At 64.3% G+C, this 26,201-nt stretch carries 24 protein-coding genes; 7 read left to right on the forward strand and 17 right to left on the reverse strand.

Translation table 11 applies throughout. The features are described from left to right. Nucleotides 1-8: 8 nt before the first annotated feature. The 8 genes from BUS12_RS33350 to ugpB form a co-directional block, all read right to left on the reverse strand. On the reverse strand, nucleotides 9-1,310 hold the full coding sequence (locus BUS12_RS33350) for an MFS transporter (RefSeq protein ID WP_074301512.1): 1,302 nt from the start codon (nucleotides 1,308-1,310) through the stop codon (nucleotides 9-11). Nucleotides 1,311-1,368: 58 nt separating this feature from the next. Continuing rightward, nucleotides 1,369-2,496, reverse strand: coding sequence for a DUF748 domain-containing protein (locus tag BUS12_RS33355; RefSeq protein ID WP_074301513.1), 1,128 nt, complete (start codon nucleotides 2,494-2,496; stop codon nucleotides 1,369-1,371). Between the two features lie 123 nt (nucleotides 2,497-2,619). Continuing rightward, complete coding sequence (gene ettA / locus BUS12_RS33360) at nucleotides 2,620-4,284, reverse strand: energy-dependent translational throttle protein EttA (protein WP_074301514.1); 1,665 nt, start codon at nucleotides 4,282-4,284, stop codon at nucleotides 2,620-2,622. 251 nt (nucleotides 4,285-4,535) lie between these two features. Then, on the reverse strand, nucleotides 4,536-4,850 hold the full coding sequence (locus BUS12_RS33365; RefSeq protein ID WP_074301515.1) for a DUF3761 domain-containing protein: 315 nt from the start codon (nucleotides 4,848-4,850) through the stop codon (nucleotides 4,536-4,538). 33 nt (nucleotides 4,851-4,883) lie between these two features. Beyond that, entirely contained in the window at nucleotides 4,884-5,972 is a 1,089-nt protein-coding gene (locus BUS12_RS33370; RefSeq protein WP_074301516.1) for a sn-glycerol-3-phosphate import ATP-binding protein UgpC, read from the reverse strand. A 96-nt stretch (nucleotides 5,973-6,068) separates the two neighbouring features. Beyond that, nucleotides 6,069-6,914, reverse strand: coding sequence for a sn-glycerol-3-phosphate ABC transporter permease UgpE (ugpE, locus tag BUS12_RS33375; protein ID WP_074301517.1), 846 nt, complete (start codon nucleotides 6,912-6,914; stop codon nucleotides 6,069-6,071). After that, on the reverse strand, nucleotides 6,911-7,795 hold the full coding sequence (ugpA, locus tag BUS12_RS33380) for a sn-glycerol-3-phosphate ABC transporter permease UgpA (RefSeq protein ID WP_074301518.1): 885 nt from the start codon (nucleotides 7,793-7,795) through the stop codon (nucleotides 6,911-6,913). The genes ugpE and ugpA overlap by 4 nt, the downstream gene beginning before the upstream one ends. 97 nt (nucleotides 7,796-7,892) lie before the next feature. Continuing rightward, a complete protein-coding gene (gene ugpB, locus BUS12_RS33385; protein ID WP_074301519.1) occupies nucleotides 7,893-9,218 on the reverse strand; it encodes a sn-glycerol-3-phosphate ABC transporter substrate-binding protein UgpB in 1,326 nt (441 codons plus the stop codon). A gap of 312 nt (nucleotides 9,219-9,530) precedes the next feature. Between ugpB and BUS12_RS33390 the strand changes: the two genes are divergently transcribed. Next, nucleotides 9,531-10,496 carry a glycerophosphodiester phosphodiesterase family protein gene (locus tag BUS12_RS33390; RefSeq protein WP_074301520.1) on the forward strand — a complete coding sequence of 322 codons (966 nt, stop codon included), beginning with the start codon at nucleotides 9,531-9,533 and terminating at the stop codon, nucleotides 10,494-10,496. A gap of 130 nt (nucleotides 10,497-10,626) precedes the next feature. Here BUS12_RS33390 and ychF read toward each other — a convergent pair whose 3' ends face one another. Beyond that, complete coding sequence (gene ychF, locus BUS12_RS33395) at nucleotides 10,627-11,721, reverse strand: redox-regulated ATPase YchF (protein WP_074301521.1); 1,095 nt, start codon at nucleotides 11,719-11,721, stop codon at nucleotides 10,627-10,629. A gap of 296 nt (nucleotides 11,722-12,017) precedes the next feature. On the opposite strand from ychF, the gene BUS12_RS33400 reads away from it, so the two are divergent. The 4 genes from BUS12_RS33400 (at nucleotide 12,018) to BUS12_RS33415 (ending at nucleotide 16,686) form a co-directional block, all read left to right on the forward strand. After that, complete coding sequence (locus tag BUS12_RS33400; protein ID WP_074301522.1) at nucleotides 12,018-13,190, forward strand: UbiH/UbiF family hydroxylase; 1,173 nt, start codon at nucleotides 12,018-12,020, stop codon at nucleotides 13,188-13,190. Nucleotides 13,191-13,324: 134 nt separating this feature from the next. Then, on the forward strand, nucleotides 13,325-14,053 hold the full coding sequence (locus BUS12_RS33405; protein ID WP_074301523.1) for a DsbC family protein: 729 nt from the start codon (nucleotides 13,325-13,327) through the stop codon (nucleotides 14,051-14,053). An 82-nt stretch (nucleotides 14,054-14,135) separates the two neighbouring features. Further along, nucleotides 14,136-15,926: a M61 family metallopeptidase gene (locus BUS12_RS33410; protein ID WP_074301524.1), complete on the forward strand. Its 1,791-nt coding sequence runs from the start codon at nucleotides 14,136-14,138 to the stop codon at nucleotides 15,924-15,926. Nucleotides 15,927-16,089: 163 nt separating this feature from the next. Next, nucleotides 16,090-16,686: an FMN-dependent NADH-azoreductase gene (locus BUS12_RS33415; RefSeq protein WP_074301525.1), complete on the forward strand. Its 597-nt coding sequence runs from the start codon at nucleotides 16,090-16,092 to the stop codon at nucleotides 16,684-16,686. A gap of 214 nt (nucleotides 16,687-16,900) precedes the next feature. Here BUS12_RS33415 and BUS12_RS33420 read toward each other — a convergent pair whose 3' ends face one another. From BUS12_RS33420 to rpe, 8 genes are all read right to left on the reverse strand, one after another. Beyond that, on the reverse strand, nucleotides 16,901-17,740 hold the full coding sequence (locus tag BUS12_RS33420) for a uracil-DNA glycosylase (protein WP_074301526.1): 840 nt from the start codon (nucleotides 17,738-17,740) through the stop codon (nucleotides 16,901-16,903). 129 nt (nucleotides 17,741-17,869) lie between these two features. Then, nucleotides 17,870-18,499 carry a CYTH domain-containing protein gene (locus BUS12_RS33425; RefSeq protein WP_074301527.1) on the reverse strand — a complete coding sequence of 210 codons (630 nt, stop codon included), beginning with the start codon at nucleotides 18,497-18,499 and terminating at the stop codon, nucleotides 17,870-17,872. 25 nt (nucleotides 18,500-18,524) lie between these two features. Beyond that, on the reverse strand, nucleotides 18,525-19,310 hold the full coding sequence (gene trpC / locus BUS12_RS33430; protein ID WP_074301528.1) for an indole-3-glycerol phosphate synthase TrpC: 786 nt from the start codon (nucleotides 19,308-19,310) through the stop codon (nucleotides 18,525-18,527). A gap of 19 nt (nucleotides 19,311-19,329) precedes the next feature. Further along, a complete protein-coding gene (gene trpD, locus BUS12_RS33435; RefSeq protein WP_074301529.1) occupies nucleotides 19,330-20,361 on the reverse strand; it encodes an anthranilate phosphoribosyltransferase in 1,032 nt (343 codons plus the stop codon). A 17-nt stretch (nucleotides 20,362-20,378) separates the two neighbouring features. Next, nucleotides 20,379-20,972, reverse strand: a complete 594-nt coding sequence (locus BUS12_RS33440) for an aminodeoxychorismate/anthranilate synthase component II (RefSeq protein ID WP_074301530.1) — start codon at nucleotides 20,970-20,972, stop codon at nucleotides 20,379-20,381. 13 nt (nucleotides 20,973-20,985) lie between these two features. Then, the gene (gene trpE / locus BUS12_RS33445; protein WP_074301531.1) at nucleotides 20,986-22,479 is read right to left on the reverse strand and encodes an anthranilate synthase component I; all 1,494 of its coding nucleotides are present in this window, start codon (nucleotides 22,477-22,479) and stop codon (nucleotides 20,986-20,988) included. A 384-nt stretch (nucleotides 22,480-22,863) separates the two neighbouring features. Further along, entirely contained in the window at nucleotides 22,864-23,604 is a 741-nt protein-coding gene (locus tag BUS12_RS33450) for a phosphoglycolate phosphatase (protein ID WP_074301532.1), read from the reverse strand. Beyond that, a complete protein-coding gene (gene rpe, locus BUS12_RS33455) occupies nucleotides 23,601-24,290 on the reverse strand; it encodes a ribulose-phosphate 3-epimerase (RefSeq protein WP_074301533.1) in 690 nt (229 codons plus the stop codon). Before rpe ends, BUS12_RS33450 begins: the two co-directional genes overlap by 4 nt. Before the next feature lie 210 nt (nucleotides 24,291-24,500). Here rpe and apaG point away from each other — a divergent pair, with 210 nt between their 5' ends. Both apaG and mltA read left to right on the forward strand, forming a co-directional pair. Then, complete coding sequence (gene apaG, locus BUS12_RS33460) at nucleotides 24,501-24,875, forward strand: Co2+/Mg2+ efflux protein ApaG (protein WP_074262575.1); 375 nt, start codon at nucleotides 24,501-24,503, stop codon at nucleotides 24,873-24,875. Nucleotides 24,876-24,963: 88 nt separating this feature from the next. After that, nucleotides 24,964-26,193 (forward strand): murein transglycosylase A, encoded by a 1,230-nt coding sequence (gene mltA, locus BUS12_RS33465; RefSeq protein ID WP_074301837.1) that lies wholly within the window; start codon nucleotides 24,964-24,966, stop codon nucleotides 26,191-26,193. Nucleotides 26,194-26,201 lie beyond the last annotated feature (8 nt).

Consider the following 26,201-nt stretch of genomic DNA (forward strand, 5'->3'; position numbering starts at 1 on the left):
TCGCACCCTCACGCCAGCGTGGCGGCCGCGGCGCTGTCCGGGCGTTCGGCGATCGGCGCGCGCACCACGAAGATGTAGACAAGCGCCGCCGCGAACGACACGCCCGCGCTGATCAGGAAGGCGTCCACGAACGAGTGCGTCTGCTCGACCACCACACCCGTGATGAACGGCGCGAACGACCCGCCGAAATACCCACCGAAGTTCTGGATGCTCCCGAGCGACGCCACCAGGTGCCGCGGCGCCGCCACACTGACGAGCGCCCACGCGCCGCCGCTTGCCGTGTTGATGAAGTACATCGCCAGCGACAGATAGACGATCGCGAGCGTGGTATTCGGCGTGTAGGCGGCGGGCACCGTGAACACCGCCGCGAAAATCAGGCCGGTGCAGATCGGCCACTTACGGCTGCGGATCGGGGCGATGCCGCGCGCCATCAGTCCGTCGGCGACGAAGCCGCTCGACAGCATGCCGAGCGTGCCGAACAGATACGGAATCGAAACGACCCAGCCGGTCTTCGCGATTGACAGATGCCGTTCGTGTTCGAGATACGCCGGCAGCCAGGTGAGATACAGCCAGACCATGTAGATCACGCCCATGAAGCCGAAGATCATGCCCCACGTGGTCCGCGAGGCAAACAGGCCGCGCCATTCGGCGCCGGTCATGCGGCGCTCGGCGCGCGCGTGCGGCTCCTCTTCGGTCAGATGCGCGACCTCTGCGGGGGCGAGCGTGACTTCGCGCCGGTTGCGATACACGAGGTACCAACTGACCGCCACCGCAATCCCCATCACGCCCATCACGATGAACATCCAGCGCCAGCCGAACGCGAGCAGCAGCCCCGTCAGAATGGGCGGCGCGAGGGCGGGGCCGATAGTCGAAGAGGTGATGAAGATGCCGGTGGGCCGTCCGCGCTCGCGCAGCGAATACCACTCGCTGACGACTTTCGCACCCGCGGGAAACTGCGGTGCTTCGCCGATGCCGAGAAAGATCCGCGCAACCAGGAATTGCTGCAAGGTCTGCACGAAGCCGCCGAACAACTGCGCCACCGACCAGACGAACATCCCCACGCCGAGCATCAGCCGTGCGCCGAAGCGGTCGAGCAGCGCGCCCATCGGCAATTGCGCGAACGCGTACGAAAACGAGAACGCGGACAGCAGCAGGCCCATCTGCGAGGCAGAGAGGCCCAGGTCGCCGCTGACCGAGTGATTGGCGATGGACAGCGTGCTGCGGTCGAGATAATTGACGATGCCCGCGAGCGTCAGGAACGTGATGGCGACCCACTGGATGCGCCGTAGGCGCGGTGTCTTTGCCTGCATGGTTGTCTCCTCCAATGTTCTTAGGTTACCGCAGCGGCGTCTGCGCGCCGCCATGCCGCTACTGCCCGAGCAGGTTTTTTAGCGCGTTGCCCAAGCCCTTGACGGTTTCGCCGGCGCCCTTGGCGACGCCTTCGACGCTTACGCCCATCACTTGCGCGAAGCCGGTGCCGAGTTTGTTCAGCAGGTTTTCGTTCACCGAGAATTTCGGATCGCGCAGATTGCCGTCCAGCACGAAGTGCACGGTGATGTCGCCGTTGCGGCTCTTCAGTGCCGCGACGGCGGCTTTGGTCGGAATCGACAGGAACGTGTCGAGCGGATTGCCGCTATCGGCCAGTTGCAGTTGATGCAGCGTCAGCGTGCCCGGCGCATGCAGGTGATAGTTGCTCACCGTCGATTCGACCGTCATATCGACCGTCCCGCCCGTGACCTGGGCTTTGGCGCCGGCCTTCTTCAGGAGGTACGGGTCGAGCATCACCACGTCGACGCCGTGCAGCGTACTGGTGGTCTGCGAATCCTTGCTGGCGATCTTGATCCAGCCGCCGAACGACACCGTGCCGGTATGCGACGGACCGACGATGGCGCCATTGACGGCGACGGTGGTCGGGTCGCTGAGCGCGGGCAGATGCAGGTTGTCGACGGTTGCACTGGCCTGCGTGACAGCCACCTTATATGCCGGCTTGCGCACCGTGTAATCGTAGAACTCGAAGGTGCCTTGCTCAAAAGCAATGTGATCGACGCGCTTCTCTCGCGGCAGCGTCGGTTCGCTAGCGCCGGCGCTCGCACCGGCATCCGGTCGGTTCAGCGATTCCCGCAGATTGGGGAGCAGATTGAGCGTGCCGTCCGCCTCGCGCACCACCGAAAGATCGAACCCGCTCACCACCACCGAACGGATATGCACGCGCTTCTGCAGCAGTTCGCGCACATCGGGGGTAATCGTGATCTGGTCGGCGCGCAGCGCGTCGGTGGCGGGCCAGCCGGGCGGTCCTTTGAGGCGAACGTGCGTGAGGCGCACGGAGGTCAGGCCGACGTCGATGCTTTCCGCGCTGCCGAGCGGCCCGAGTGCGGCGATCACGCGTTGCTTGGCTTCGTATTGCGCGAAGTAGAGACCGCCGAGGGCGACGACGATCAGCACCAGCACAATGCCGGCGACGGCAATGACCACACGTCTTCCCGTCGACATCGCCATGCTTGCCTCCTCGTGGCCGCGCGAAGCGCGGCTGGCCGTTGGTAGCTGAGCAAACGCCGTGCCGCGCAAGCGGCGGCCGGGCGCGCCGCGTCACAGGCGGCGCGGCCCGTCCGGTAAACGCGCTTAACGCGCGATCGGCTTGTAGCGCAGACGCTTCGGCCGGGCGGCTTCTTCGCCGAGGCGGTTGCGCTTGTCCGCTTCGTATTCCTGGTAGTTGCCGTCGAAGAACGTCACTTGCGAGTCGCCTTCGAACGCGAGGATGTGCGTGGCGATACGGTCGAGGAACCAGCGATCGTGCGAGATCACCATCACCGAGCCGGCGAATTCGAGCAGGGCGTCTTCGAGCGCGCGCAGCGTTTCGACGTCGAGGTCGTTCGACGGTTCGTCGAGCAGCAGGACGTTGCCGCCGGCGATCAGCGTCTTGGCCAGATGCAGACGGCCGCGTTCACCGCCCGAGAGGTTCGAGACGATCTTCTGCTGGTCGCCGCCCTTGAAGTTGAAGCGGCCAATGTACGCCCGCGACGGCGTCTCGTAGCGGCCCACGGTCAGCACGTCGGCGCCGCCCGAAATTTCTTCGAACACGGTCTTCGAACCGTCGAGCGCGTCGCGGCTCTGGTCCACGTAGGCGAGCTTGACCGTCGGTCCTTGCACGATTTCGCCCGAGTCCGGCTGTTCCTTGCCGGTCAGCATGCGGAACAGCGTGGACTTACCCGCGCCGTTCGGCCCGATGATGCCGACGATCGCGCCCGCCGGAATCTTGAAGCTGACGTTGTCGAGCAGCAGACGGTCGCCATACGCCTTCGAAACGTTCTTGAACTCGATCACTTCATTGCCGAGGCGGTCGCCGACCGGGATGAAGATTTCCGAGGTTTCGTTACGCTTCTGGTAGTCCTGGCTGTTCAGCTCCTCGAAGCGGGCGATACGCGCCTTCGACTTGGCCTGGCGGCCCTTCGGGTTCTGGCGTACCCACTCCAGTTCCTTCTTGATCGCCTTCTGGCGTGCCGATTCCGACGCCTCTTCCTGCTTCAGGCGCTCTTCCTTCTGGTCGAGCCAGCTGCTGTAGTTGCCCTTCCACGGAATGCCGTGGCCGCGGTCGAGTTCGAGAATCCACTCGGCGGCGTTGTCGAGGAAGTAGCGATCGTGGGTGACGGCGACGACGGTGCCCGGGAAGCGCGTCAGGAACTGCTCGAGCCAGTCGACCGATTCGGCGTCCAGGTGGTTGGTCGGTTCGTCGAGCAGCAGCATGTCCGGCTTTTCGAGCAGCAGCTTGCACAGCGCCACGCGGCGCTTTTCGCCGCCCGACAGGTGCTCGATCTTCGCGTCCCATGCCGGCAGGCGCAGGGCGTCGGCGGCGATTTCAATCTGCTGTTCCGCGCTGCCGTCGGCGGTGGCGAGGATCGCTTCGTACTTGGCCTGCTCGGCGGCAAGCGCGTCGAAATCCGCGTCCGGCTCGGCGTAGGCGGCGTAGATCTCGTCGAGCTTTTTCTGCGCGCCGAACACTTCGCCCAAGCCTTCTTCGACTGCTTCACGCACCGTCTTGTTCGGGTCGAGTTGCGGTTCCTGCGGCAGGTAGCCGATGTTCAGGTTCGGCATTGGCGTGGCTTCGCCTTCGATGTCCTTGTCGACGCCCGCCATGATGCGGATCAGCGTGGACTTGCCCGAGCCGTTCAGGCCGAGCAGGCCGATCTTCGCGCCGGGGAAGAACGACAGGGAGATGTCTTTGAGAATCTGACGCTTGGGCGGCACGATCTTGCCGACCCGGTTCATGGTGAAGACGTATTGGGCCATTTTGCTTGCAATAGGGTGTTGACGCCGCCGGCCGCGCTGGGGGCGGGCGGTCGTGGGGTGGATGGGAATTCGGTGTTGCCGGTTTCCGGCCGGCGCGGGCGTGAGGCCGAAGTGGCTTAAGCGCTCGACGCGACGCCGCGCATGGCGGAAGAGGTGTCATTGTACTTCGGGGCGCGGCGCGGGAGTCACTCAGCCGAATGGCATAGGCACGTGGCGTCGCCGCAGGCTTGATTGCGCGGGAAGCGTGAGGCTCAAAGCCACCCGGCCACGCCACCGTGCCGTGAGCAGGTGCCGCTGTGGTGGCGGCTGAAACTGTACGTACCGTCGCGGCAGCGCGCGGTAGCGCCTTTGGGCGCCTGGCCGGACAGCGAGCGGGCAGGCGAATGCACCGTCTGGCCGTCGCGGTTCGTATACGTGTTGTGATTGCTGAGGTTCGCTTCGTCGGGCGCCGAGGCGGCCCCGACGTAAGCGAAGGCGGGTGTGAGCCCGAACAGGAAGGTCGCGGCGAGACTCGCGACCACTGCGGTAGCGGAACGAAGGCGGCGGTTCGAGGCGATGCCTGTCATGGTGCGGGAGAGATCCGTTCTGGCTTGACCCGCTCAGTTGGCCCGCTTGCCGCTAGCCGGGTCGAAGAAATGCAGATGCGCCGCAGGCAAGGCCACCTGCAACGCTTCGCCGTTGCCGGGACGGTGCGTGTGCGGCAGCCGCACCGTTACATCGTGCTTGCCCCAGCGCCCGTGAACCAGGTTGTCCGCGCCGAGCAGTTCGCACGAATCGACCGTAAGGGTCGCATGGGCGGCCTCGGGTTGCCCCGGCGACATATGTTCCGGCCGGATGCCGAGGACCCACTCGCGCCCGGCCGCCACTTCGCGACCGACGCACGCCACGCCCGCGAGCGGCAGCTTCGGGCCGTTGCCGGCGACTTCGAACGCGGCGCCGTCATCGGAGACGCGGCCTTCCAGCAGGTTCATCCCGGGCGAGCCGATAAAGCTGGCGACGAACACCGTAGCCGGCCGCTCGTAGACCTCGGTGGGCGCGCCGATCTGCTCGGCGTGGCCGCGGTTCATCACGATGACGCGCTGCGCCAGCGTCATCGCTTCGATCTGGTCGTGGGTGACGTAGAGGCTCGTCGTCGCCAGACGCGCATGAAGGCGCTGGATTTCGAGGCGCATCTGCACGCGCAGCCGGGCGTCGAGGTTCGACAGCGGTTCGTCGAACAGAAACACGGCCGGTTCGCGCACAATCGCGCGGCCCATCGCCACCCGTTGCCGTTGCCCGCCGGACAGCTCGCGCGGCTTGCGCTGGAGCAGCGCTTCGAGTTCGAGAATCTGCGCGGCGGCCTGCACGCGCCGGTCGATCGCGGCACGGTCCACGCCGCTGATCTTCAGCGCGTAGCCCATGTTTTCCGCGACGCTCATGTGCGGATACAGCGCGTAGTTCTGGAACACCATCGCGATGTTGCGGTCTTTCGGCTCGAGGCGGTTGACCACCGTGTCGTTGATCGAGATCGTGCCTTCGGAGATGCTCTCGAGTCCTGCCACCATCCGCAGCAAGGTCGACTTGCCGCAGCCCGACGGGCCGACCATCACGACGAATTCGCCGTCGGCAACGTCCACGTCGATGCCGTGCAGTACGAACTGTTTGCTGTCGTAGCTTTTCTTTACGCCCTTTAGCGTCAATGCAGCCATTCCATCCACCTTTGTTTGCTTCTGCGCTCACGCCTGGCCTGAAGGCCGCGTGTCGTCGCGAGGTTGTTCAGTTCATCGGCCGGTTGTCTGGCCGGGTTACTTTTCGGAGTCCACGAGACCGCGCACGAACCAGCGCTGCATCGTCAGTACGACGGCGAGCGGCGGCAGCATGGCGAGCAGCGTCGCGGTCATCACGAGATGCCATTCGGTGGCCGTGTCGCCCGACGCGATCATGCTCTTGATGCCCACCACGGCGGTGGTCAGCGATTGCTGGCTGGTGATCAGGATCGGCCACAGATACTGGTTCCAGCCGTAGATGAAGGTGATCACGAAGAGCGCGGCAATATTGGTCTTCGACAGCGGCAATACGATGTCCCAGAAGAACCGCAGCGCGCCGGCGCCGTCGATGCGCGCAGCCTCCATCAGCTCATCGGGCAGCGTCATGAAGAACTGCCGGAACAGGAACGTGGCGGTGGCCGACGCAATCAGCGGCAGCGTGAGGCCGGCGTACGTGTTGGACAGATGCATCGACGACACGACCTGCACGGTCGGGAAGATACGCACTTCGACAGGCAGCATCAGCGTGACGAAGATCAGCCAGAACGCGAGGTTCCTGAACGGGAAGCGGAAGAACACGATCGCGTAGGCGGAGATCATTGAAATGGCGATCTTGCCGATGGAAATCACCAGCGCCATCACGAGGCTATTCAGCAACATGCTGCCGAACGGCGCTGCGGCATTGCCGCTGCCGTGGGCCCACACGTTCGCGATGTTTTCGAACAGATGGGTGCTCGGCACCAGCGACAGCGGCACGGTGAAGACTTCGTGCTCGCTCATGGTGGCCGCGCAGAACGCGACGTACACCGGAAACACCACCAGCACGACGCCGAGAATCAGCACGGCGTGGCAGAACAGGTCGAAACCGCGGCGATTTTCGATCATGAGTATTGAACCCTCCGCTCGACGAAACGGAATTGCACCACCGTCAGCCCAACGACGATCAGCATGAGCACGACCGATTGCGCGCCCGAACTGCCGATGTCGAGGCCCTGGAAGCCCTCGGCGAAGATCCGGTAGATCAGCGTGCGCGTCGCCTGGCCGGGGCCGCCGCCGGTGGCCGCATCGATAATCGGAAAGGTGTCGAAGAACGCGTAGACCAGATTGATGACGAGCAGGAAGAAGCTCGTCGGCGACAGCAGCGGCAAGGCAATGCCGAAGAAGCGCCGCACCGGCCCGGCGCCGTCGATGGCGGCCGCCTCGATCAGCGAGCGCGGAATTGCCTGCAAGCCGGCGTAGAAAAACAGGAAGTTGTAGCTGACCTGTTTCCAGACGGACGCGAGCACGACGAGGAACATGGCCTGGCCCGGGTTGAGCGCGTGATTCCAGACGATGCCGCATTTGGCGAGCGCGTAGGTCACGAGCCCGATGCTCGGATTGAAAAGGAACGACCACAGCACGGCCGCAATCGCGGGCGCGACCGCATACGGCCAGATCAGCAGCGTTTGATAGGCCTTGGCGCCGCGCGTCACGCGGTCGGCGCAGACGGCGAGCAGCAGCGAAATCACGAGTCCGCTGACGGTGACGAGCGCGCTAAAGATCAGCGTGGTCTCGAACGACGCCAGATACAGCGGATCGGCGAAGATTTGCTTGAAGTTGGCGAGGCCGACGAATTCGCTCGACGTACCGAACGCGTCCTGGCTTTGCGTGGACTGCCACAGCGCCACGCCGGCCGGCCACAGAAAGAACACGAACGTGATCGCGAGTTGCGGGCCGACCAGCAGATACGGCAGCACGCCTGTGCCGAAGCGGGAGCGCTTTTCCATTAGGACATCTCTCTTAAAAAAGCGGCGGGCGGCCCCCAGAACGTCGCGTCCCCTTGGGGACCTGGCGCGTCGCGCCAGGTTGGGCCGCCCGATATGCTTAACTACCGGCTTTCTCGAAACGCCGCAGCAATTCGTCACCGCGCGAGACCGCGGAGTCGAGGGCTTCCTTAGGCGTCTTCTTCTCCGCCCAGACCTGCTCGAGTTCCTCGTCGATGATCGTGCGGATCTGCGGCATGTTGCCCAGACGCAGACCCTTGGTGAACGGCAGCGGCGGTTTGTTGAGCATCTGCTTGATGGCGGTGTCGCTGCCCGGATTCTTCGCGTAGAAGCCCTGCTGCTGCGTCAACTGATAGGCTGCGGTGGTGATGGGCAGATAGCCGGTGTCCTGATGCCATTTGGCCGCCACTTGCGGCGTGGCCAGGTAGGCGAGGAATTTCGCTACGCCCTTGTAGACTTCCGGATCTTTACCGGACAGCACCCACAGGCTCGCGCCACCGATGATGGCGTTCTGCGGCGCGCCTTTCACGCTGGCGTCGTAGGGCATCATGCCGGTGCCGAAGTCGAACTTGGCGTACTTCTTGATGTTGGCAAGCGAACCCGACGAGTTCGTGATGATGCCGCAGTCGCCGCTATAGAACTTCGACACCGGTTCGTCCTTGCGGCCGACATAGCTGAACGTGCCTTCCTTCGCCATGTCCTGCAGGAACTGGATGTGCGCGATCTGCTGCGGCTTGTTGAATTCGAGTTGGGCGTCGGCGCCGTCGAAACCGTTGTTCTCCGTCGCGAACGGCAGGCCATGCCAGGCACTGTAGTTCTCGAGCTGGATCCAGCTCTGCCAGCCCGACGAATAGCCGCACGACATGCCCGACGCCTTCAGCTTCTGCGCATCCTTGCGCAGTTCGTCCCACGTGCGCGGCGGCTGGTTCGGATCGAGCCCGGCCTTCTTGAACGCGTCCTTGTTGTAGTACAGGACCGGCGTCGAGCTGTTGAACGGCATGGAGATCAGCGCGTCCGTTTTGGAGTCGCTGTAGTAGCTCGCGATGGTCGGCACGAAGGCCTTTTCGTCGAGCGGCACGCCGGCCTGCTTGAATACCTCAGACACCGGAATGACCGCCTTCTTGGCCTGGATCATCGTGGCGGTGCCCACTTCGTACACCTGCAGGATTGCCGGCGCGTTGCCGCTGCGATAGGCGGCAATGCCGGCCGCGAGCGTCTGGTCGTACGAGCCTTTGAAGACCGGCACGATCTTGTAGTCGCTCTGCGAGGCGTTGAAATCATTGGCAATGACGTTCAGGCGCTCGCCGAGGGCGGCTTCCATGGCGTGCCAGAACTGGATTTCCGTCGCGGCCTGGGCGGCCTGATTGGCGCCGACGGCGAAAACTGCCGCCACGGCGAGCGTACGGAACAGGGGTTTGCAACTCATCTATGGTCTCCTTGGTCGGAAGGCACTTAGCCTAGGGTTGCGCGATTCTAGTTGGGCTCGATGACAGCCAGAAGTAGTGTTTTGTTCTCTTCGCACCGTGCCTGACGTTTCGTGCAGGACGGTCGCGCCGGATTGGCCGCGGCCGGCTGCAGCGGCGCTGGAAGCCGCAATGTAACACTGGCCAATTTGAAACAGAAGCGAGCCGGTGGAGGACGCCGCCGAAGCTGTGCGGATGCGGGTGCCGTCTTGTTTTGAGATGGGTGAACCTTAAGATGGATGTCCGAGTCCCACCCGTTCTAGTCAGGAGTCCAGATGCCACGTTCAATTTGCGTTGGGTTAGTTTTTGCTTTCTGTTCCGCATTGCTGAGCGGTTGCGCAGCGCCGTCTGCCGCGTCCAGAGGCGCAGTGGTGACCTCATTGCCGGAGATCGTCGCCCATCGCGCCGGCACGGGCGATGCGCCCGAGAACACGCTGGAGGCGATTCGCCTTGCGCTCGGGCATCACGCCGACGCGATGTGGTTGAGCGTACAACTAACTAAGGATGGCGTGCCGGTGCTGTACCGGCCGGCGGATCTGTCGGCGCTGACAAATGCCAGCGGACCGGTGTCCGCCCATACCGCGGCGGAGCTTGCCCACGTCAACGCCGGGTGGAGTTTCAGTCAGACTGGCGCCGACGGGGTCCAGGTCTATCCGTATCGCGACCGGCCAGTTGGCATTCCTACATTGCGTGAAGCGTTGCGCGCCATTCCGGTGACGATGCCGGTCATCCTCGATATGAAGGCGCTGCCCGCCGAGCCACAGGCGCAGGCGGTCGCGCGAGTGTTGAGCGAGGAAAACGCGTGGTCGCGCGTGAGGCTTTATTCGACTGAGGCCGAGTATCAGCGCAGCTTTGCGGCTTATCCGCAGGCGCAGTTGTTCGAATCGCGCGACGCCACGCGCACCCGTCTGGTGCGTGTGCTGCTCAACGAGGGCTGTGTCGACGCGCCGGCTGAACATGCAAGGGCCGCGTTCGAGTTGCATCGAACAGTGACAGTGGTGGAGGCATTCACGCTGGGCGAGGGGCGCTCGGAGGTGAACGCGACGCTTTGGACGCCCGCGACTGTGGCGTGCTTCCGGCAGCGGCCGGATGTGCATCTCGTCGCGATTGCGGTGAACAACGCGGACGACTATCGCGCGGCGGCGTGTCTCGGGATGGACGCGGTGCTGGCGGATTCGCCGGCGAAGATGACGGCGATTCGGGCGGGGATCAGGTTGCCGTTGCGGTGTGCCACCGACTGACACTCAAGGAGTACCGATGACGCGCACTATTCGCTTGCTAGCGTGCGCCTTCAAAGAAAAACCCCGTAAGTGCGCAAGGCACTACGGGGTTTTCTACGCCATGGCGTGACGAATCAGCCCGGGCTGGCCGTTAAACGTTGAACAGGAAATTCATCACGTCCCCGTCGTGCACGACGTACTCCTTACCTTCCGCGCGCATCTTGCCGGCTTCCTTCGCACCCTGTTCGCCCTTGTAGGTCACGAAGTCATTGAACGCAATGGTTTGCGCACGGATGAAGCCGCGCTCGAAGTCGGTGTGAATCGCGCCCGCAGCCTGCGGTGCCGTGTCGCCAATATGGATCGTCCACGCGCGCACTTCCTTCACCCCTGCCGTGAAGTACGTCTGCAGGCCGAGCAGCTTGAAGCCCGCGCGGATCACGCGGTTCAGGCCCGGCTCTTCCATGCCGAGGTCGGCGAGGAACACCTGCTTGTCTTCGTCGTCCAGATCGGCGATTTCCGCTTCGATAGCCGCGCACACCGCGACGACCGGCGCCTTCTCGGCGTCCGCGAACTTGCGCACCGCATCCAGATGGGGGTTGTTCTCGAAGCCGCTTTCCTTCACGTTGGCGACGTACATGGTCGGCTTGGCGGTGATCAGACAGAACGGCTTCAGCAGCACCTTCTCTTCATCGGACAGGTCGAGCGCACGCACCGGCTTCGCCTGGTCGAGCTGCGCACGGACCTTTTCCAGCACGGCGGCGAGCTTGATGGCTTCCTTGTCGTTGCCCGACTTGGCGGCCTTCGAGTAACGCGTGAGCGACTTTTCGACCGTGGCCAGGTCGGCGAGCGCCAGTTCGGTGTTGATGACTTCGATGTCCGACAGCGGATCGACCTTGCCGGCGACGTGAATCACGTTGTCGTCTTCGAAGCAGCGCACCACGTGCGTGATGGCGTCGGTTTCGCGGATGTTGGCGAGAAACTGGTTACCGAGGCCTTCGCCCTTGCTGGCGCCGGCCACGAGGCCGGCGATATCGACGAATTCCACCACGGCCGGCAGGATGCGCTCGGGCTTGACGATGTCCGCGAGCGCCTTCAGGCGCGCGTCCGGCACTTCGACGATGCCGACGTTCGGTTCGATGGTGCAGAACGGATAGTTCTCGGCGGCAATGCCCGCCTTGGTCAGCGCGTTGAACAGGGTGGACTTGCCGACGTTAGGCAGGCCGACGATGCCGCATTTGAGGCTCATGGAGTTTCTCTAGAAATCAGTGGGTTGCGTCGTGTGTCGGGTCGTCAGGTGAGGGTGCCGGGGGCAGTCATCAAGACGCTGCCGCGCAGCGCAACGGGACGAGACAGCGCAGCAAATCGGGGCGTTGGCTCAACGATTCTGTGCGGGTTTTGTCACGGAAGCCGCAATTGTAACTCTTTCAGGCGGCCCGCCCACCGGCGGAGCGTGGAAGACGGGCGCCGGCATGAGCCCCCAGCCGGCCCAAATGCCGCATTTCCCGATCCGGCCCCGCCACCCCCCACGGCTATAATGCGTGCATGACTGCACACCTTCAGACCTTTGACGTCGCCGTGATCGGCGGCGGGCTCGTCGGCAAGACTGCGGCGCTTGCGTTGACGCAAGGCGGCTTGCGCGTGGCGCTCCTCGCGCAGCCCTGCGCGCCGCTGCCGGCCGGCGCGGCTTTCGACGCGCGGGTCTACGCCCTGTCCGCCAGTTCGCAGGCCCTGTTGGAACGCTTGCGGGTCTGGCAGGCGCTCGACACCTCGCGCCTCGGCCCCGTCTACGACATGCGCGTCTATGGCGACGCCCACGCCGAGCTTCATTTCTCGGCGTTCCAGGCATCCGTGCCGCAGTTGGCGTGGATTGCGGAGTCGTCGCTGATCGAGCGCGCACTTGATGCCGCGCTGCGCTTCCAACCCAATCTGGAATGGATCGACACGCGTGCCCAAGGGCTCGACGTCAAGCCTGACGGCGCGACCATCGGCCTTGCCAACGGCAAGGTGCTGGAAGCGGATCTGGTGGTCGGCGCGGATGGCGCCCATTCGTGGGTGCGGGCGCAGATCGGCTCCAAGGTCATCCGGCGCGACTACAAGCAGACCGGCGTGGTCGCCAATTTCAAAGCTGAAAAGCCGCACGGCGAGACGGCGTACCAATGGTTCAAGGACGGCGAGATCGTTGCCTTGCTGCCGCTGCCTGACGGACACGTTTCGCTTGTCTGGTCGGCGCGCACCGAGCATGCGGACGAACTGCTCGCGCTCGATCCGGCGCAACTGGCTGCGGAAGTGGAGCGCGTGACCGGCGGCCAGGTCGGTGCGCTCGACTGCGTGACGCCCGCGAAGGGCTTTCCGCTTGCGCTGCAAACCGTCGACCGGCTCGTGGCGCCGCGCGTCGCGCTGGTGGGCGACGCGGCGCATCTGATTCATCCGCTCGCCGGCCAGGGCATGAACCTTGGACTGCGCGACGTCGCGGCGCTGGCCGACACGGTCGCCGGCAAGGAAGCGTTCCGGGATCTCGGCGACACCGTATTGCTGCGCCGTTACGAACGGGCGCGCCGTGAGGACATCCGCGCGCTGATGGTCGCTACCGACGGCCTGCAAAAGCTCTTTTCGGTGCCCGGCCCGGTGGCTCGCGTGCTGCGTAACACCGGTATGGCTTTCGTGGGGGCGCAGCCGCTGCTCAAGCGCTGGCTGGTTTCGGCGGCGCTGGGGTAGGGGTTGTAGCCTGTTCGGTCCGCCACATTAGGCCGGCGGCGCGCGAGTATGATGAACGGATGGGCCGCACGCCTGTCCGAGACGTACAGATCGAAGACGCGTGACGCGTGTTCGAATGAACCAGGGAATTCAGTATGAAAAAGCACTTCCGTATCGCCGCGCTTGCATTGACCGTGGCCATTGCGACGCTCGGTTGCTCCGCGCAGGCCGACCAGGTTACCGACAAGCTCAAGACCACCTTGCAGGCGCGCCTCGGTGACGACGCAACCATCAAGAGCATCGCGAAGTCGCCGATCGCCGGCTTGTACGAGGTCAACCTCGGCACGCAGATCGTGTATAGCGACGCCAACGGCGACTATCTGGTACTGGGCGATATCGTCGACGCGAAAACCCGCAAGAACCTGACCGAGGCGCGTCTGTCCGAAACCAACCGGATCGACTTCGCCAGCCTGCCGTTTGCGAACGCGGTGAAAGTCGTGAAGGGCAACGGCAGCCGCAAGATCGCCGTGTTCTCGGACCCGAACTGCCCGTATTGCAAGCAGCTCGAAACCACCCTCAAGTCGGTCGACAACATCACGGTGTACACCTTCCTGTATCCGGTGCTGTCGCCGGATTCGGCGGTGAAATCGAAGTCGATCTGGTGTTCCACCGACCGCGCCAAGGCCTGGGAAGCGTGGATGCAGGACCGTCAGGCGCCGACCGCCGCCGGCACGTGCGACACCGCCGCCATCGACAAGAATCTCGCCCTCGGCCACGCCATGAACGTGGACGGCACGCCTACCGTATTCCTCGCCGACGGCCGCCGCCTGCCGGGCGCGGTGCCGGCCGACCGGCTGGACAAGGAACTCGCCGCGGTGCATTGAGCATCGCGCATCGTCAGACAGGAGGCGCACTTTGCGCCTCCTGCCGTTTCAGGCCCCCTCATTCTTCTAACCACCCTCGCAGATGAAGCCGATCCGCTACAGCATCGTTCCGAAGCAACCCGCCGCCCACCTCTTCGAAGTCACCGTCACGGTCACCGATCCCGATCCGTCCGGTCAGCGTTTCATGCTGCCGGTGTGGATCCCCGGCAGCTACATGGTGCGCGAGTTCGCCCGCAACATCGTGACGCTGCGCGCCTTCAACGAGGCTGGCCGCAAGGTGCGCGTCGAAAAGACCGACAAGCACACGTGGCAGGCGGCGCCGGTCAGCGGCGCGCTGACGCTGCGCTACGAGGTCTACGCCTGGGACCTGTCGGTGCGGGCGGCGCATCTGGACGATACGACCGGCTTTTTCAACGGCACCAGCGTGTTCCTTGCGGCGGTCGGCCACGAAGATGCCCCGTGTCTCGTGGATATCCAGAAGCCCGCCGGTCCGGCTTACCGGAGCTGGCGCGTCGCGACGGCGCTGCCGGAGGCGCGCGGTACCAGGCGCTATGGCTTCGGCGAGTACAGCGCGCAGAACTACGACGAACTGGTGGACCACCCGGTCACGCTCGGCGAGTTCGCGCTCACCACCTTCAAGGCGCACGGCGTGCCGCACGACATCGTGATTGCCGGCCGCGTCGTGGCGCTCGACATGGCGCGCCTCGCCGCGGACCTGAAGCGCATCTGCGAAGCCCAGATCGCGCTGTTCGAACCGAAGTCGAAGAAAGCGCCGGTGGAGCGCTATGTGTTCATGACCCAGGCCGTGAGCGACGGCTACGGCGGTCTCGAACACCGGGCTTCGACCGCGCTGATCTGCAATCGCACCGATTTGCCGGTGGAAGGCCGCCCGCAGACCACCGAGGGTTACCGGACCTACCTCGGCCTGTGCAGCCACGAGTACTTCCACACCTGGAACGTCAAGCGCATCAAGCCGGCCGCCTTCGCGCCGTACGACCTGACGCGCGAGAACTACACCTCGCTGCTGTGGCTGTTCGAGGGGTTCACGTCCTACTACGACGATCTGATCCTCGTGCGCAGCGGCCTCATCAAGCCCGAAGAGTATTTCTCGCTGCTCGGCAAGGTAGTGGGCGGGGTGCTGCGCGGCAGCGGCCGCCTGAAGCAGACCGTCGCCGAAAGCTCGTTCGATTCCTGGATCAAATACTACCGGCAGGACGAGAACGCGCCGAACGCCGTCGTCAGCTACTACACCAAGGGCTCGCTGGTCGCGCTGGCGTTCGATCTGTCGATTCGTGCCCAGACCGGCAACCGCAAGTCGCTCGACGACGTGATGCGCCTCTTGTGGCAGCGCTTCGGTCGTGATTTCTATCGCGGCAAGCCCGTCGGCGTGACCGAGAACGAAGTCGAGGCGCTGTTCGCCGAGGCAACCGGCGCCGAGCTGGGTGCGCTGTTCGAGCAGGCGGTGCGCAGCACGCGCGACCTGCCGCTCGACACGTTGCTCGAACCGTTCGGCATTTCACTCGCACCGGAGGCGGACAGGAACGCCAGGCCGTCGCTGGGCGCACGCCTGCGGGGCGGGGCGGATTGCACGCTGGCCGCCGTGCATGACGGCAGCGCGGCGCAGAAAGCCGGCCTGTCGGCGGGCGACGTGCTGGTGGCGATCGACGGCCTGCGCGTCACTGGCGCGAATCTTGACGCGCTGCTCTCGCGCTACCTGCCGGGCGCGAAAGTGGAGGTTCACGCGTTCCGCCGCGACGAGCTGCGCACCGCGCAAGTCAAGCTGGACGGGCCTGAGGTGTCGCGCTACACGCTTGCCGTCACCGACAAGCGCACGGCGGCGCGCAACTGGCGCGAGCGCTGGCTGGCGGGCTGAGCGCGGCGAAATCCGGTTGGGGCCTGCTTAAATCCCGGAATTCGGCGGCGGATTGTTCTACCCCTGCAACAATCCGTCGCTGCGGAATGGCTTTTTCGCGGACCAGTAAAAAAACACAATGGCTCCACTCGCGCAACACTGCGCGCCCCAACTGGAGTCAACCATGACCACGATCCTGCAAATCAACTCGGCAGCCCGCTCGCAAGGCGCGAACTCGACGCTGCTCGTCAACGAACTGACGGAAAAGCTGCAACAATCGAATCCGGGCGCGAAAGTCGTCGTCCGCAACCTGCAAGCCGAACCGCTGCCGCATCTGGACGACGCCGTCCTTGGCGCGTTCTTCACGCCCGCTGACCAGCGCACGCCGGAACAAGCCGCCATCGCTGCACGTAGCGAAGCGCTGATCGCCGAACTGCAAGCCGCCGACGTCGTCGTGATCGGCGCACCGATGTACAACTTCGGTATCTCGTCGCAACTGAAGACGTACTTCGACTTCATCGCACGCGCCGGCATTACGTTCCAGTACACGGCGAACGGTCCGGAAGGCCTCGTGAAGGGCAAGAAGGTGTTCGTGGTATCGGCACGCGGCGGCAAGTACCTCGGCACGCCGAACGACAGCCAGACGCCTTACCTGAAGAGCTTCCTCGGTTTCCTCGGCATGACGGACGTGAACTTCATCTACGCTGAAGGCCTGAACATGGGCCCGGACGCCGCTTCCGCCGCGCTGGCTGGAGCACGCGAAGCGATTGCTGCTGCGTAAGCATGGCGGAACGGTCGAGGTCCGCGTCGCGGATCTGGGCTGTTGACCGTTGACCGTGGCGATGCGGCTGCTTTTAGTAAGCGGCGCGCGCTGCGGGGCATAAAGAAACGCCACGGAAGTCATGGGCTTCCGTGGCGTTTTTGTTTCTGCGGCTGTTTCGTCGTTGCCGGTTTGGGTCGCGCGGCGTTGCCGCGTCCGGTGCGCGCGGGCGTGCTTAAGCGAGCATCTGCGCTTCGTCGGGCAAGCGCCAATCGATCGGCTGACGGTGGTGCTCGCTGAGATACGCATTGGCAAGCGCAAAGTGCCCGCAGCCGAGAAAGCCGCGGTGTGCCGAGAGCGGTGAGGGATGCGGCGCCTCCAGCACGTAATGCGATTTGCCGCCGAGCAGCGCCCGCTTGGCCTGCGCGTGCGCACCCCACAGCATGAACACCAGTCCATCGTGGCGCGTTGCCAGTTCGTGGATCAGCGTGTCGGTGCATTTCTCCCAGCCGCGTTTCGCGTGGCTGGCCGCTGCGTCGCGTTCGACCGTCAGCACGGTGTTCAGCAGCAGCACGCCCTGTTTCGCCCAGGCATCGAGGCAGCCGTGACGCGGCGGCTCGTGGCCCAGACTCGCGGCGATCTCCTTGAAGATGTTGCGCAGCGACGGTGGCGGCCGCACGGCCGGCGGCACGGAAAACGCCAGCCCGTGAGCCTGCGGTGTGCCGCGGTCCTCGCCGTGGTACGGGTCCTGGCCGAGGATCACTACTTTGACTTCGTCCGGGCTGGTGAGTCGTAGAGCGCGGAACACGTCGGCAGGATAGACCGTCTTGCCGGCGACACGCTCGCCATCGACGAAACGGCACAGCGGCGCGTAAGCGTCGCTGTCCGTGAACGGTCGCAGATGCGCGCGCCATGCGGGGGGCAATGCGTCGAACTGGGCTTCGAGCAAGAGCGGCGGAGCCGATTGCGCGGAGGGCGGTAACGGCGTTTGCGGTGCAGCAACCGGATTAGACGGTTCGTCGCCAAACAGCGAGGTTTGCGACGACGGAGAACGGGTGCGGGAGGCAGAGGTCATGACGCGCAAGTGTCGCAGCAAACGGGGCGTAGCTCAAGACGCACATGGGGATGCGCGGTTGTGGTCGCGATGGCACCCATGGCAAACCAACAGCGCGCCAGCCGTCGTCCGCAAGCGTGGAGGCGGTGCCTACTGTTGTTCGCGCAGTCGATACCCGCGCTGAGCCTTGCTGATATTGTCCGGGGCAAGACCGGGCACGTGTGCGCGGAGCTCATCGGCCAACGCATGCAACGCCGCCTCGTCACCGCTCTTCAACTCCAGCTCGACTTCGAGAATCGGCGCGCGCCGCGTCTCACCGTTGACCTTGGCGATCACTTCGCCCTGATCGATCGCGGCTTCGATCGTCGTGTCATGGCTGGTCACTTGCCACAGCGTCCGGGTGAAGTTGGTGCGGAACAACTCGATCAGATCCGGCGCGGCCCCGCGCAGCGCCGCCGCGACTGTGGGTTCGTCGCAGGCCTGCAGCAGGGTCTCGATTTCCAGCGCTTCGCCCGCGATCGGCATTTCCCACTCGTGCCGGCTATGCATGCCGGCGCTTGCCTCGCCTGCAGTCTTGAAGGTCTGCAGCCAGCCGTCCGGCGTGTGGCGCAGGCGCAGCGCGCTTTTCGAGCGTGCCAGCGTCAAAACCGGCGTGTCGAAGTAGATGTTCGCCAGCGCGACCGGATGCCCTGCGGCGCCGGTGCGCGCGACGAACCAGCGCGTCGCCGCGCTCAACTGCTCAGCAGGCAGTGCCAGCTTGATTTCACGTTCGATGCCCATGGCGGTGGTTTCCAGGCAGGTCAGATCAGAAAAACATCCGCGCAAGTTCCGAACCCGGCTCGTCGGCGCGCATGAACGCTTCGCCGACGAGGAACGTGTGCACGTCCATCTCGCGTAAGCGGTCCACGTCCATGCGCGACAGGATGCCCGACTCGGTGACGACGATGCGATCGTCGGGGATCGATTCGAGCATGCCGATCGTGGTTTCAATCGACGTCTCGAACGTGCGCAGGTTGCGGTTGTTGATGCCGATCAGCGGAGTCTTCAGCGTCAGCGCTTCCATCAGCTCGTCCTTGTCGTGCACTTCCACGAGCACTGCGAGCCCCAGCGAATGTGCAAACGCTTCGAGGTCCTGCATTTGCGCGGTTTCGAGTGCGGCGGCGATCAGCAGGATCGCATCGGCGCCCATCGCGCGCGCTTCGACGATCTGATACGGATCGATGATGAAGTCTTTGCGCAGCACCGGCAGGTCGCAGGCGGCGCGCGCCTCTTCCAGATAGGCGGTGCTGCCCTGGAAAAACTGCACGTCGGTGAGGACGGACAGGCAGGCCGCGCCATGTTTCGCGTACGAACGGGCGATGTCAGCCGGCACGAAATGCTCGCGCAGCACGCCTTTGGACGGGCTCGCTTTCTTCACTTCGGCGATCACCGCGGCGTGACCGGCGGCATGTTTGGCGCGCAACGCGCCGACGAAGTCGCGCTTGTCGCGCGCCGAGGCTTCGAGGCGCAGTGCTTCGAACGGTGCGCTCAGTTCGGCCGCACGGACCTCTTGGCGCTTGACGTCGATGATGCGTTCCAGAATGTCGCTCATAGGTCTCTCGATACGGAATTTAGTGCTTGAATTGCTGGGTGAAGCGAACCAGATCGTCGACTTTCGAACGAGCCTTGCCGCTTGCTATCGCTTCGCGGGCCAGTTCGATGCCGTCGGCAATCGACGCCGCCACGTTCGCCGCATAGAGCGCCGTGCCCGCGTTGAGCGTGACGATTTCACGCGCGACGCCGGGCTTGTTGTCGAGCGCTTCGAGCAGCATCAGCTTGGACTCGGCGGCGTCCGCCACTTTCAGCGTGCGGTTCGACACCATCTGCATGCCGAAATCCTCGGGGTGAATCTCGTACTCGTGCACTTCGCCGTCGCGCAACTCGCCGACCTGCGTCGCCGCACCGAGCGAGACCTCGTCCATGCCGTCCATGCCGTAGACGACCAGCACGTGTTTGGCGCCGAGGCGCTGCATCACGCGCACCTGGATGCCGACGAGGTCCGCATGGAACACGCCCATCAACTGGTTGGGCGCGCCGGCCGGGTTGGTGAGCGGGCCGAGGATGTTGAAGATGGTCCGTACGCCGAGTTCGCGGCGCACCGGCGCGATGTTCTTCATGGCCGGGTGATGGTTCGGCGCGAACATGAAGCCCATGCCGGTTTCAGCAATGGATGCCGCCACCTGTTCGGGCTGCAGATCGATATTGACGCCTAGCGCTTCGAGCACATCCGCGCTGCCCGACTTGCTCGATACGCTGCGCCCGCCGTGCTTGGCGACCTTGGCGCCGGCTGCGGCGGTGACGAACATCGTCGCCGTGGAGATGTTGAAGGTGTGCGCACCGTCGCCGCCGGTACCGACGATATCGACAAAGTTCGAGTTGTCCTGCACCTCCACGTGCCGGGCAAATTCACGCATCACCGTGGCGGCCGCGGTGATCTCGCCGATGGTCTCTTTTTTGACGCGCAGGCCCGTAATGATGGCGGCTGCCATCACCGGCGACAGTTCGCCGCGCATGAGGAGCCGCATCAGATGCAGCATTTCGTCGTGGAAAATCTCGCGGTGCTCGATCGTGCGCTGCAACGCTTCCTGAGGGGTAATCGTCATGATGTCGCCTCGGGTGATCAAGCGTTGCGTTGGGCCGACGCGGCCTTCGACTGCTTCACGAAGTTCTCGAGCAGTGCGTGACCGTGTTCCGACAGAATGGATTCCGGGTGGAACTGCACGCCTTCGACGGCCAGTTCCTTGTGACGCACGCCCATGATCTCGCCGTCGTCGGTCCATGCGGACACTTCGAGGCAATCGGGCAGCGACTCGCGTTCGATCGCGAGCGAGTGATAGCGCGTCACGACGAAGTGCTTCGGCAGGTCGGCGAAGACGCCTTTGCAGTCGGTTTCGATCGTGCTGACCTTGCCGTGCATGATGGTCTGCGCGCGCACCACGCGGCCGCCGAATGCTTCGCCGATGGCCTGATGGCCGAGGCACACGCCGAGAATCGGCGTCTTGCCGGAGAATTCGCGCAGCACGTCGAGCGTGATGCCGGCGTGTTGCGGATTGCTCGGTCCCGGCGACAGGCAAATGCGCTCCGGGTTGAGCTTCGCGATTTCGTCCAGCGTGATTTCGTCGTTGCGATAGGTCCGTACGTCTTCGCCGAGTTCGCCGAAGTACTGGACCAGGTTGTAGGTGAATGAGTCGTAGTTGTCGATCATCAGCAGCATGGTCTGTCTCCGGTCAGAAGTCGCTATCGAGGCCGTCTTGCACCTGCTCGGCGGCGCGCAGCACCGCGCGTGCCTTGTTCTCGGTCTCTTGCCATTCGGATTCGGGCACCGAATCCGCGACGACACCCGCTGCCGCCTGCACATACAGATTACCGTTGCTGATCACGCCGGTGCGGATCGTGATGGCCAGATCCATCTCACCGGTGAACGACAGGTAGCCGACCGCGCCGCCGTACAGGCCGCGCTTCACCGGCTCGAGCTCGTCGATCAGTTCCATCGCGCGGACCTTCGGCGCGCCGGACAGCGTGCCGGCCGGGAAGGTGGCGCGCAGCACGTCGAAATTGGTGGTGCCGGGCTTCAGCTTGCCTTCGACCGAACTCACGATGTGCTGCACGTGCGAGTACTTTTCGATCACCATCTTGTCGGTCACGATCACTGAGCCGATCTGCGCGATGCGGCCCACGTCGTTGCGCGCGAGGTCGATCAGCATGACGTGTTCGGCGATTTCCTTCGGATCGTTCAGCAGTTCGGTGGCGAGTTCGGCGTCGCGCTCCGGCGTGTTGCCGCGCGGACGGGTACCGGCGAGCGGACGGATGGTGACGATGCGATCTTCGCCGCGCTTTTCCTGACGCACCAGAATTTCCGGCGACGCGCCGACCACGTGGAAGTCGCCGAAGTTGTAGTAGTACATGTACGGCGACGGGTTCAGCGAACGCAGCGCGCGGTACAGGGAGAGGGGATTGTCGCGATACGGTTTCGTCAGACGTTGGCCGACTTGCACCTGCATCAGCTCGCCGGCGGCGATGTATTCCTTCGCCTTGCGCACGGCGGCCAGATAGTCGTCTTTGGCGAATTCGCGGTAGGTCTCGGTGCGCACGCTGGCGGACGTCACCGGCGGCTGCACGGTCGTGCGCAGGCGCTGGCGCAGATCGCGCAGACGCTGCTTGGCGCGGGTATAAGCCTCGGGCGTGGTCGGATCCGCGTAGACCACCAGATATAGCTTGCCCGCGAGGTTGTCGATCACCGCGACTTCTTCGGTCAGCAGGAGCTGGATGTCGGGCAGGTTCAGATCGTCCGGCGGCGCCGTGTGCGCGAGCTTTTTCTCGATGTAGCGCACCGCGTCATAGCCGAAGTAGCCGGCCAGACCGCCTGCGAAACGCGGCAGTCCCGGCCGTTGCGCCACTTTGAAGCGGCCCTGGAACTGCTGGATGAATTCGAGCGGATCGCCTTCGTGCGTTTCGACGACCGCGCCGTCCCGCACCACTTCCGACACGCCATTGCGCGTGCGCAGCAGGGTGCGAGCCGGCAAGCCGATGAACGAATAGCGGCCGAACCGCTCGCCGCCCACCACCGATTCGAGCAGGAACGAGTTGGCGCCGTTGCGCTCGGGTTGCGCGAGCTTCAGGTACAGCGAGAGCGGCGTTTCGAGGTCGGCGAGCGCTTCGGCGATCAGCGGGATGCGGTTGTAGCCCTCGTTCGCGAGGGACTGGAATTCGAGTTCGGTCATGTTCCGATCCTGTTTCATAGGTCCGGGCGCGGCGTGCGTCGGACAAAGCGGGGCGATGCGCTGTCGGCGTGGCCGGCTGGGCGAAACCTGGTCTTGTCTCGTGGTGCTAAGGACAAGGTTAGGCCAACCGGCGCGAGCTTTCCCGCGAAGCATCCAGGTTACAGGCGTGCCACGGTACCCGGGGTACAGACGGCCGCATGAACCGATGCGACGAAAGCTGATGGGAAAGGCGCGTGAGCGCAGCGAAGCAAAAAACGGTGCCGAAGACGAGCTTCAGCGTACCTCAGGAGAGGTTAGCGCGACCAGCGACGCCAGGGCCAGGCTCCCCGGTCGATGCTGCTCAGACTCCGTTTTTTGTTCAGAAACATGAGGATGAAGGACTTGTTAAGTCGATGTAGGGTGTACTGCTTGGTGCGCTGCGATCGCCTTGGCGGCGTCCAGCAGCGAGGCAACTATACCATCCGATTTTATTGTTTGTATAGCCTGGCCATGGTTGTAGCCGTAGGGGACGGTGAGCGTTGCCATGCCCGCCGCGCGGCCGGCCAGCGCGTCGTTTTCCGAGTCGCCGATCGCCACTGTGGCCTCGGGCGCGACGTGCAACTGGGCGCAGGCGGTCAGCATGGGCAGCGGATCGGGCTTCTTTTTCGCCAGGCTGTCGCCGCCGAGCACGACGCTGAAATAGCCGATCAGCCCGTATTGCTGCAGCAGTTCCACGGCGAAGCGGTGCGGCTTGTTCGTGACGCACGCGAGTTCGAGGCCGGCGTCGCGCATGGCGATCAGCCCCGCCTCGACGTCCGGGTACAGACGCGTGTGGCGGCCATTGATCCGGGCGTACTCTTCCTGATAGATCGCGAGCGCCTCGTCGAAGCGGTCCTGCGCGTGGGCCGCCTCGAAGCGCGGCGCGAGCACGCTGCGGATCAGGTGCTCGGAACCCTTGCCGACATAGCCCACCACTTCCTCACGCGACGTTTCCGCTGCGTCGAGCTGGGCCAGCATGCCGTTCAGGCCGGCGGTGAAGTCGTCCGCGGTATCGATCATCGTGCCGTCGAGGTCGATGATCGCCGCGCGGATACGCGGTCCGGTGAACACCGGCGCGGGAAATTGCGACGCGGCGCTGGTGGTCATGCCTGTTGCCCGACTTTTGCCAGTTCGGCGCGCATCTCGGCGATCACCGTCTTGTAGTCGTGATGGCCGAAGATCGCCGAGCCGGCCACGAAAGTGTCCGCGCCCGCTGCCGCGATTTCGGCGATGTTGTCGATCTTCACGCCGCCGTCCACTTCCAGATGGATCTCGCGGCCGGTCTTCTCGTTGTACGCGTCGATGCGCTTGCGGGCTTCGCGCAGCTTGACGAGCGCCTCGGGGATGAACGACTGGCCGCCGAAACCCGGATTCACCGACATGATCAGCACCAGATCGACCTTGTCCATCACGTAATCGAGGTAGCTGAGCGAGGTGGCGGGATTGAACACGAGACCGGCCTTGCAGCCGTGGTCGCGGATCAGCGACAGCGTGCGGTCGATGTGGTCCGAGCCTTCAGGGTGAAAGCTGATCACGTTGGCGCCGGCTTTGGCGAAGTCGGGCACGATCCGGTCGACGGGGCGCACCATCAGATGCACGTCGATCGGCACGTCCACGTGCGGGCGCAGCGCTTCGCACACCAGCGGGCCGATGGTCAGGTTCGGCACATAATGGTTGTCCATCACGTCGAAGTGAATCCAGTCGGCGCCGGCGGCGACGACATTGCGAACTTCTTCGCCGAGCCGCGAGAAGTCGGCCGACAGAATGCTGGGAGAGATGCGGAATTGCGTCATGGCAGGGGGCGGGCGGTAGGCGGAAAACGCTATTTTACCGTCTTGTGGGCCTCGAAGCCTTGTCCAGATGGGATTGCCCGGTTGCGGGCATGCCCTGCATGGGCCAGAATGCGGAACCATCGTAGTGGGCTTTGCCGGCGTGCCTGAAAGCATTGGCGCCCGGGCCTCTCGCAGACTTTCACGAGATTGTTTCACCAGACCGGAATCAGGATGAGCCAGTACGAATTCAGCGTAGCGGCGCAGGTACAGTACCTGCCCGACGAGTCGGACCCGGAGCGCCGCCAGTATGCGTTCGCCTATACGCTGACCATCCGCAATAGCGGTCAGGTTCCGGCACAACTGATTGCGCGCCATTGGGTGATCACCGATAGCGACAAACACGAGCAGGAAGTGAAAGGGCTTGGCGTGGTCGGCCATCAGCCGCTGCTCAAACCCGGCGAGCAATTCGAATATACGAGCTGGGCGGTGATCGCGACGCCGGTCGGCACCATGCGCGGGGAGTATTTCTGCGTGGCCGAAGACGGCGAGCGTTTCGAAGCGCCGGTGCCCGAGTTCGTGCTGCGCATGCCGCGCACGCTGCATTGAACCGGCGGCGTCGCACGCGGTCTTTAAACTGCTTTAGCGTTGTTTGTCGCGGTTTGCTTTGTTCTTGCCGGACGACATATAGACAATGATGAACACCAGCAGGAAGAGCGCAACCAGCAATTCCGGCACGAACATGAGCATCGGGTATTCGTCGAACAGATCAGACATGGCGGTTTCCATCAAGAACGAACATTGTATGCGTCTGGCCGGCAAGGCCGCCGGCTGGCTGGGGGCGCTTTCCATCGCGGTGTTGCTGGCTTCGTGCGGCGGTAGCGGTGTTGTGCGGACTTCAGCGCCGCCCACCGGCGCCGCGATCATCCCAGGGCAGATCGCCTCGGCGCGGCTTACGCAGGTAGCGTGGCAACAGGTGCCGGGCTGGCAAGACGACTCGCTGATCGGCGCGACGGCCGCACTACGGCAGAATTGCCTGCGGCTCGCCCGTCAGCCGAACTGGCAGCGCGCTTGCGCGGCGGCCGAGCAGATCGACGATCTGGATCTGACCAGCGCCCGTGCCTTTTTTGAAGCCTATTTCACTCCGTATCAGTTTGCCAATACCGACGGCACGCTCGACGGTCTCGTGACCGGCTATTACGAGCCGTTGCTGCGCGGCTCGCGCACCCGGCATGGGGTTTATCAGACGGCGCTGTATCGCTGGCCGGCGGGTTATCGCACGGGCGGCGAGTTGCCGAGCCGCGCGCAACTCGAGCGCTCAGGCGTGCTCAATGGCAACGAACTCGTGTGGGTCGACGATCCCATCGAAGCTTTTTTCCTGCAGGTACAAGGCTCGGGGCGAGTGGTGATGGAAGACGGCAGCGTGATGCGGCTCGGTTTCGGCGGCACCAATAACCAGCCGTATAAGTCGATTGGGCGCTGGCTGCTGGATCGCGGCGAACTGACGCCCGCCCAGGCGACGATGCAGGGCATCAAGGCGTGGGCTCGCGCCAATCCGACGCGCGTCGACGGCTTGCTGGATACCAATCCGCGCTTCGTGTTCTTCCGCGAGATGCCTTCGGGCGAGAGCGTTCCGGGCGGTGGTGCTGATGGTCCGATCGGTGCGTTAGGCGTGCCGTTGACGCCGGAGCGCTCGATCGCGGTCGACCCGTCGTCGATCCCGTTGGGAACGCCGGTCTTTCTGCAGACGACCCGTCCGCTGACTAATTCGCCGATGAACCGCCTGGTGTTTGCGCAGGACACCGGCTCTGCGATCAAGGGTGGTGTGCGTGCCGACTATTTCTGGGGTTTGGGCGACGACGCGGGCGATCTGGCCGGCAAGATGAAGCAGGCCGGGCGGATGTGGTTGTTGTTGCCGAATTCGTGATGCACCCG

The sequence above is a fragment of the Paraburkholderia phenazinium genome (assembly GCF_900142845.1).
GTDB classification, from domain to species: domain Bacteria; phylum Pseudomonadota; class Gammaproteobacteria; order Burkholderiales; family Burkholderiaceae; genus Paraburkholderia; species Paraburkholderia phenazinium_A.